We start from the raw sequence: 9,093 nt of genomic DNA on the forward strand, positions 1-9,093 counted from the left end.
ACAAGGCACGCCGGACACCACTTATGGCACCTTCGCCGTCGATGCTGACGGCAAGTGGACCTACACCTTAAACAATGACGATGCCGACACCCAGGCATTAGCCGAAGGCGAATCTGAGACATTAACCTTTGTGGTCCGTGTCATGGATGACAAAGGCGCCTATGTCGATCAAACTGTCACCGTTATCATTACGGGTACCAACGACGCATCAACGATCACCACAACCACCAATATCCGAGTCTCAGAAGAGGGCCTCACCGATGGTCTTGTCGATGATACTGGTAATACAGATACTACCGATGCTATTACAGCTAGCGGTACTATCAGCATTGAAGATGCTGATAGTGATGCATTAACGGTTGCTCTGAGCGGTCCCGCAGGTATCACTTCTGGTGGCGAAACGGTTCAATGGTCATGGGATGGTACAGATACATTAACTGGCTTTATCGGCATTGCAGGTACTTCGTCATACCAAGCAGTAATGTCTGTCGTGCTTACAGGCCCTACAGGCAATACTCCAGGTGATTGGAGTTATAATGTCACTTTGCTCGCTCCAGTAGATCACACTGATACAACGAGTGAAGATAATCTTTCACTCGACTTTGGCATTGTTGTTGATGATGGCAATGGTTCTATCGCAAATGGAAGCTTCAATGTCACTGTTGAAGATGATGCACCAGAAATTACCGATTCAGTAACTGAAGTTGTTACTGAGATAGATATACCAGATAGCCTCATTGGTGATTTCTCTCTAACAAATCAAAACGGCAATTCTAATTCTTTGGATTTTGATGGGTTCACTATAACCGCCAGAGGCTTCACTTCCTCAACGGACTCCACACTGATTGATGCAAATATTAATGGAAGCAATAGCGGCATTGGTGTTAGTAGTGTTGCTGCTCCTTACCACAATATAAGCAACGAAGTGGATTTTCGTAAATTCGCAGATGGTACTGAAGCATCAGAAGAAATTGTCATCACTCTAGACCCTGGCACTGTTGCTTATGGTGTTAAAATTGAGTTTGCCAACATGTTTGGTGGTGAGCTTGAAGTGGGCGTTGTTGAGTTTTATAGAGATGGTCAGCTCATTGCGACACAAGCATTTAGCTCTGATGCGGCAGATGGCAATTATGCTAATGTATTCGAAGTTTTACAGGGTGGGTTTGATCAAATAGTTATCAAAGCCACCGATAATGGCTTTAATGCAGCGCACGCTGATAACAGTGACATTACAGTAAAGTCTATTGAGTTTCTTGGAACCGATGCACAAGCCGTCAGCTATGCATCAGGGGAAATTGACACTGATTGGGGTGCCGACGGAATGGGCTCATTAGCCTTTACGGGTACTGATGAAAATGCTTTATTCACCACAAGTGGTGAGGCAATTTTGATCACTCAATCAGAAAATACCTTATTGGGACAAACAGCCTCTGGTGAACTGATCTTTAAAGTAGAGTTCACCCCGAGTACTGGTCAATGGGAATTCTATCAATACCAAGGTATTCAAGATCCATCTGATGGTCAGATAGACTTCAATGTTGTTGCTACTGATGGGGACGGTGATAATGTCGAGGGTCATTTCGCTGTGAAACCTCTGACTGTGATTAGAGATTATGGCTTTGTATCTGGGACTGACGGTAACAATGACATCCAAGGCGGTAACGACCACGACATCATCGTCAGTGATACAACGGGCTTACAAATTGTTCCAGGTGAAAACTACAACATCGCCTTTATTCTTGATTCCTCTGGTAGCATGGGAACAACAGCTGTAAATGCAGCCAAAGAGCAATTGATTGAAGTATTTAAAACACTTCTTGCATCTGCATCAGGGCTAAATTCTGGGGTAGTTAACGTCGCTGTAGTTGATTTTTCAGGGTCTGCTGTATTAAGTCTTTCTGTAGATATTAAAGATCTAGATATCAGCGCACTAGAATCTGGCACCGATGCAGCTTGGAACGCGATTACCAATGGTGGCAATACAGACTATGTTGATGCATTTAATGCTGCAAGAGATTGGTTTAGCAGCAACGATGTGACAAGTAATGCTGGAAACAATATTACTTACTTCATTACTGACGGCAAACATAACGCAGGCGGTAATCCTCAAGCTGCATTTAACTTATTAAATGGGCTATCTATCGTCGAGGCTGTTGGTATTAAAAATGACTTAAATGCAGCTGATTTAATTCAATACGACAGTGATGGACAAGTTAGGGCTAAAATTAGTGTCGATAATTTAGCTAGCGTTATACTTGGGTCTGAAACTAACCTATTACAAGGAGATGACCAAACAACCGGAGGCTTAGGTAATGACATTATTTTTGGTGATTTAACCCAATTTACTGGCATTGATGGTCAAGGCTTTACAGCTCTGCAAAAACTGGTTGCTCAAGAAACTAACGTCGAAGCTAACGAAGTCTCAGTACAGGATATTCATGCCTTTATTTCTGTTAATACAGCCATGTTTGATGTGTCTCAAACCCATGACGGCATTGATACTCTCAATGGTAATGAAGGTAACGACATTCTCTTCGGCCAGGGCGGTAATGACACTTTAATTGGTGGTCTAGGTAACGACACCTTAATTGGTGGCCTCGGAGACGATAGTATGATTGGTGGCTTGGGCAATGACACCATGACCGGCGGCGATGGAGAAGATACCTTTGTTTGGAGTGCTAACTCCGTCGACGGTACAGAGACTACCGACCACATTACCGACTTTAGCCTGTTGGAAGATAAGCTTGACCTAAGTGATATTCTTCAAGGAGATACGGTCAATGAACTTTCGCAGTACATCAGCTTTACTGATGAAAACGGGAGTACCTCAATCAATATCGATACCAACAACGATGGAGTTTTCGATCAACATATCGTGCTCGACGGTGTTGACCTATTTACCGAGTTCGGCTCGAGTGAGGCCCAAATAATTACAGGGCTGTTAGGCAGCAATGGTGAGGGCCCATTAATTGTAGGTACCTCTACTGGTGACTCTGCAGCCCCAGCAGCTGTTAATATGCCTGACTCGCTAAATGAAGAACTCTGGGCACAAGGTTTCACGATCATACCTTAAGCACTTAGTGGGATGATGGCCTGTGGATAAATAGGCCATCATGACCGATACTAACAAACAATACATAATAAAATCTTAAGGATAAGTCCCCAAGGTGACAGTTTCAGCTTCTAAGAAAACTGAGCAATGGACCATTTCAGCATCTCAGCGCGTTATTGTTGATCCATTGCTAGACAGTTTAGTTTTACTTACTGAATACTTCGGTAGCCCCTGCTCCAGCGACTCTCTGGCGGCGGGCCTGCCTATGCAAGGTCATGTGCTAACACCAGAGCTACTGCCTCAAGCGGCATCGAGAGCAGGTTTAGCAGCTAAGCTATCGCGTAAGGGATTAAATGAAATAACGCCAATTTTACTGCCGTGCATTTTACTGCTGAAAGATAAAAAAGCCTGCGTACTTCGAGAACTAGATGTAGAGCACGATAAAGCCATTATCCAGTTACCTGAAACCGGTGGTGAAGAAACACTGTCAATTGAAGAGCTCGAAGCACTTTATGTGGGTTACTTGTTTCTTGTTAAGCAGGAGTATCGTGGTGATATGGGCTTTGATGTCCACCTTCACGAGAACAAATCTCACTGGCTACTACAGACACTTAAAGATTCTGCTCCAATTTATCGTGACGCCTTAATCGCATCAGTATTAGTCAATTTATTTGCACTGGTGTCGCCACTATTCATTATGAATGTATACGACAAAGTCGTGCCTAACTTAGCATTTAATTCTTTATGGGTATTAGCGATAGGTGCGGGCATAGCTTATATTTTTGACTTGGTAATGCGTCAGTTACGCAGTTACTTAATCGATGTTGCGGGTAAGAAAGTCGATATTATTGTATCTTCACAATTGTTCGCAAAAGCCGTCGGCATCCCGTTAGAAAAACGCTCACCAAGTGTTGGTGGCATGGCCAAGCAGCTTGGAGAATTTGACAGTATTCGAGATATTCTCACCTCTGCCACCATTACCACATTAGTCGATTTGCCCTTTGCGCTATTCTTTTTGACCATTATCTATCTAGTCGCTGGCGATCTTGCGCTTATTCCATTGGTCGGCAGTTTTATTATTATTGCTTACACCTTGATTATGCAGCCAAAACTAAAAGTGGCAATCGAAGAAAGTAATAAATTCTCTGGCTTAAAACATGGTCACCTTATCGAGTCACTTTCATCACTAGAGTCTATCAAATCAAGTGGCGCCGAAGGCTTAGTCCAAAAAAGTTGGCAACAGATGATTGGGCACACTGCTAGCTGGCAGTTAAAATCCAAAAAGATTTCAACTTCAGTCACGAATGTCGCGACATTCGTGGTGCAGACTTCTGTTATTTTCGTCGTAATATTAGGTGTCTATCGTGTAGCAGACAATCTAATCTCTATGGGTGGCATCATTGCAGCCGTGATCTTATCCAGTCGCGCAATATCCCCTATGGCGCAATTAGCAGGATTAATGACAAGAGGCAACCAAACTGCCAGTGCACTGCGTCAACTTAATGAAATCATGGCTCAAGAGAGTGAGTTTGAAAACAAAGGTCATCTCGTTAGCAGACAGCGATTACAAGGCCAAATTAGTGCGGATCACTTAGCGTTTAGCTATCCAAATTCAGAACGGCCAATACTTCATCCATTATCAATAAAAATTGAACCTGGCGAACGGATTGCAATAATAGGTCGTAATGGCTCAGGAAAAAGTACTCTCGCTAAAGTGCTGGTTGGACTTTTTCAGCCTAGCAAGGGCAGCCTTACATACGACGGCCTAGATTCAGCTCAAATACACCCAAGTGATTTACGACGTAATTTTGGTTATTTACCGCAAGATATTACTTTGTTTCATGGCACCATTCGCGACAATATCCTCTTTGGTACACGGCAGGTGACCGAACATCAGCTCATTAGGGCCGTACAGTTATCAGGGGTTAACTTATTTACCAATCTAGAATCTGAAGGGCTCGATCAACAAGTGGGTGAAGGAGGCAGAGAGCTCTCTCGTGGTCAACGACAGACCATTGCATTAGCACGCGCAACGCTGAACGATCCCCCGGTATTATTAATGGATGAACCGACGGCCAGTTTAGACGCTAGAGCTGAAAAACAGTTTATCCAAGCTATGCACAATGTCAGTAAAGACCGAACGTTATTGCTTATTACCCACAAAATGCATTTATTAAATTTGGTTGACCGCATTATCGTATTAGACCGCGGCCACATTGTTGCCGATGGTGCTAAAGCTGATGTGCTTAAAAAGCTAAATGAAGGACTGCTTGCAGGAGTGGTAAAGAAATGAGTAAGCATTTAACCTCACAAGACTTAGACATGGTTGACGATGTCTATGGCGCCATGATGGCCGATGCACCCACCAGCCATCGATTAACCATATGGGCGCTTGCATCGCTCGCCGTCACATTTTTGATTTGGGCCTACTTTGCAGAGTTAGATCAAGTCACGACAGGAATGGGAAAAGTGATCCCCTCTTCTCAAATCCAGATAATACAGAGTTTAGATGGTGGCATATTGCAAGATATGTACGTGCAAGAAGGCTTAATGGTGACCAAGGGACAAGCACTTGCACGCATTGATGCAACACGCTTTAAATCTGATTTTGCCCAGCAAGAGCAAGAGGTTAATAGTTTACTGTCCAATGTCATCCGCTTAAAAACTGAGTTGAACAGTATCACTATTTCTAATATCGGCACCGACTGGCGCGAGCAAGTAAAAATACAACCTCATGTGCTAATTTTTCCAGAGTTATTAGAAAATAATGAGCCAGAGCTCACTAAGAGACAACGAGAAGAGTACCAAGGTCGCATCGACAACCTGAGTAACCAGCTTGAGATCCAGGCAAGACAGATCCAACAACGAAATCAAGAGATCCAAGAGTTAGCCTCTAAAATCAGAACCCTCACAACGAGCTTCCAATTAATCTCTAGAGAACTAGAGCTGACCAGACCCTTAGCTGATAAAGGGATTGTGCCAGAAGTTGAATTGCTCAAGCTGCAGCGAGTCGTAAACGATATTCAAGGCGAGCTGTCTTCATTACGGTTATTGCGCCCAAAAGTGAAGTCAACCATGGATGAAGCCATTTTGAAGCGCAGAGAAACAGTACTTATTTTTGCGGCGGATACTCGAGCTCAGTTAAATGAGATGCAAACAAAACTGTCGCGTATGAATGAAGCACAAGTTGGCGCACAAGACAAAGTCAGTAAAGCTGAAATCACCTCCCCTGTGAACGGCACTATTAAAACGATCCACATTAATACGCTCGGTGGTGTTGTACAGCCTGGCGTTGATATTATTGAAATTGTTCCTTCAGAAGATAAGCTTCTTATTGAAACTAAAATTATTCCCAAAGACATTGCCTTCTTACATCCAGGCCTCCCAGCAGTAGTCAAAGTTACTGCTTATGACTTCACTCGATATGGCGGCTTGAATGGAGTCGTTGAGCATATCAGTGCCGATACAACTCAAGATGAAGAGGGGAATAGTTTCTATATTGTAAAAGTTAGAACGGAGTTTTCTAGCTTAACAAAGGACGATGGCACGGAAATGCCTATCATACCAGGGATGTTAACCTCGGTTGATGTGATTACTGGGCAAAGATCTGTTTTAGAGTACATACTTAATCCAATATTACGGGCTAAAGATACAGCGCTTAGAGAGCGTTGAAGCCTTATAAAAAACGACCTGGAGGGGTTAACATGGACAGCAGCACAATACGGCAGGTAAGACGTAGTGCCATTGCACTCGCCGTTGGCGCACTAATATTGCCCGCGTCGGCTTATAGCCAAACGTTAGAGCAAGCAGTAGCGCACACATTAGATACAAATCCTGAAATACGGATCGCATTTAATCGCTTTAAAGCACGAGAAGAGCAAGTTAACCAAGCAGTTGCAGGTTACATGCCTACCGTCGATATTTCTGGTGGTTACGGATGGGAGCAAACTAACAGCCCATCGACTCGTCGCCGTGCAGGCCAAGGTGACGTCGATGATGACGGCGTTATTGAGCTAGAACGAGGTGAAGCCGGCTTTAGTATTAAACAAATGCTATTTGACGGTTTTTATACCAGTAGCGAAGTTGATAGATATAGCTTTGAAGCAAGTGCAGAGCAATGGGCATTATTTGCGGCAGCCGAAGATATGGCGCTTGATGTGGTTAAGGTATACACCAACTACATCCGCAGTGAACAAGTGCTCACCTTGGCTGAGAAAAACCTCGAAAGCCATAAAGATATATATGATCAGATTAAACAAAGAACCGATTCAGGGTTAAGCTCAACGGCAGATCTATCTCAAATCACCGGCCGTTTAGCACGTGCTAATGCCAATGTGATTTCTGCTCGCAATAATTTCTATGATGCCAGATCGCAATTCGTTCGCATCGTAGAGCAAGAGCCTGAAGATATGATCATTCCAGTGCCTGATGCCGATATGTTACCAATCGACCTCAGCACCAGTGTGATGATGGCGCAAGATAATCATCCGATCCTTAAATCAGCCTCAAGTGACATTCACGCCGCTGAGAATGAAAAAGATTCGGCTCAATCAAATTATTATCCTAAGTTTACCTTAGAGCTTGATGGTAACTGGAATAACGATCTTGACGGTGAAGACGGTTACTCATTGTTATCAAGTAATAATGTTGGTGGCCATAGTAACGATCTCGTTGCCATGATCAGAGTTAAATACAACCTATTTTCTGGTGGCCGTGATTTGGCCCGAGAAAAAGAAGCAGCCTATAAAATAGGTGAAGCAAAAGAGATCCGTCAACGTGCACATAGACAAGTCGTTGAAGGGGTTAACTTAGCTTGGAATGCATATGAGCTATTAACACCGCAAAAAATGTATATTCGTGACCACGTTATTGCAGCTAAAGATACGCAAGTAGCCTATAGCCAACAGTTCAATTTAGGTCAACGTACATTACTGGATTTGCTCGATACCGAAAATGAATTATTTGAAGCAAGAAAAGATTATTTAGTCTCTGAATATGACCAAATAGTGTCGCAATACCGCATTCTGAATGCGACCGGGCAACTACTTGACTCATTAAGAGTGACTCGCCCTGATGTATGGCAAGGTGAACGAGATTACGAAGGAGGAGTACCGCAATGAAAACCTTAATTATAATATTGAGTTTAGCCATATTAGGCGGCTGTTCAATGCGTGATACTGTATCAATGGACACGCCGACTAAGCAGGTTTACGATTTAAATGATATCGATCATGACGGTGTCATTGTTGCAAGAGAACTTTGCACAGAAACAGAGCTAGGGGCAACTATCGATAACTATGGTTGTGGTAAAGTAAAGCCCATCAATGAGCGTCAAGAGTTAAAGATTTTATTTGCCAATGACTCTTACTACATCGATCCGGTTTACTATGCCCAAGTAGAAATTATTGCCAGTTTTATGCAAAAGTTCCCCAATACACAAGCTGCTATTGAGGGGCATTGTAGTAAAACGGGATCTCATGAACATAACCAAGAGCTATCGCAAAACAGAGCGAATGCCGTAAGTGCACTGCTAAGCGAGCGTTTTGATATTGAATCATCTCGTTTAAGTGCTGTAGGATATAGTTTTGATCGCCCAATCGATCCTACTCATACCGCTGCGGCGCATAAAGTGAATCGTCGAGTCATAGCGGAGCTCACTGGTGATGACACCACTGCCGATATGAAATGGCATATATATACCGTAGACGAAGTTGTTAATTAGGAGACGAGCTAGCGCAGTATGAATGACAGGCTTTATAAATTAAAAAAATTAAAAAAAGTCTGTCAATTCAAATTGGCGGTATTGGCTTTGTCTGTGTCTTCTCTTTATCTAGACGCGAATCCAGTACCACAACTAGACTCTGCACATATTACCCAAACAATAGAATCTCAATATGGAGAGCGGGCGGGTAAACGTATTAGGGCTTGGTTTGAAGTGGTCAACTAATTTTGGCCAAGGACTTAGAGTCATTCTGAAATAATCGTTCAGACTCTGCAGGCGTCAAACCACCGTTGTACTGATGTGGCCTGACTTGGTTGTA

General features: G+C 43.3%; 6 protein-coding genes. All 6 read left to right on the forward strand.

Annotated features, from left to right (window positions below):
• On the forward strand, positions 1-3,073 hold a 3,073-nt coding region (locus L2729_RS21165), incomplete at its 5' end, for a VCBS domain-containing protein (protein WP_248990009.1).
• Between the two features lie 94 nt (positions 3,074-3,167).
• On the forward strand, positions 3,168-5,345 hold the full coding sequence (locus L2729_RS21170) for a type I secretion system permease/ATPase (RefSeq protein ID WP_248990010.1): 2,178 nt from the start codon (positions 3,168-3,170) through the stop codon (positions 5,343-5,345).
• Complete coding sequence (locus L2729_RS21175; RefSeq protein WP_248990011.1) at positions 5,342-6,724, forward strand: HlyD family type I secretion periplasmic adaptor subunit; 1,383 nt, start codon at positions 5,342-5,344, stop codon at positions 6,722-6,724. Before L2729_RS21170 ends, L2729_RS21175 begins: the two co-directional genes overlap by 4 nt.
• Before the next feature lie 32 nt (positions 6,725-6,756).
• Complete coding sequence (locus L2729_RS21180) at positions 6,757-8,172, forward strand: TolC family outer membrane protein (RefSeq protein WP_248990012.1); 1,416 nt, start codon at positions 6,757-6,759, stop codon at positions 8,170-8,172.
• Positions 8,169-8,774 carry an OmpA family protein gene (locus L2729_RS21185; protein WP_248990013.1) on the forward strand — a complete coding sequence of 202 codons (606 nt, stop codon included), beginning with the start codon at positions 8,169-8,171 and terminating at the stop codon, positions 8,772-8,774. The genes L2729_RS21180 and L2729_RS21185 overlap by 4 nt, the downstream gene beginning before the upstream one ends.
• A gap of 87 nt (positions 8,775-8,861) precedes the next feature.
• Positions 8,862-8,999, forward strand: coding sequence for a hypothetical protein (locus tag L2729_RS21190; protein WP_248990014.1), 138 nt, complete (start codon positions 8,862-8,864; stop codon positions 8,997-8,999).
• Positions 9,000-9,093 lie beyond the last annotated feature (94 nt).

The organism is Shewanella gelidimarina (assembly GCF_023283945.1).
Classification (GTDB): domain Bacteria; phylum Pseudomonadota; class Gammaproteobacteria; order Enterobacterales; family Shewanellaceae; genus Shewanella; species Shewanella gelidimarina.

Excerpts from the sequence above, each read along its gene's own strand:
- L2729_RS21175 (WP_248990011.1), top strand. The coding sequence starts at position 5,342 with ATGAGTAAGCATTTAACCTCACAAGACTTAGACATGGTTGACGATGTC.
- L2729_RS21185 (WP_248990013.1), top strand. The coding sequence starts at position 8,169 with ATGAAAACCTTAATTATAATATTGAGTTTAGCCATATTAGGCGGCTGT.
- L2729_RS21180 (WP_248990012.1), top strand. The coding sequence starts at position 6,757 with ATGGACAGCAGCACAATACGGCAGGTAAGACGTAGTGCCATTGCACTC.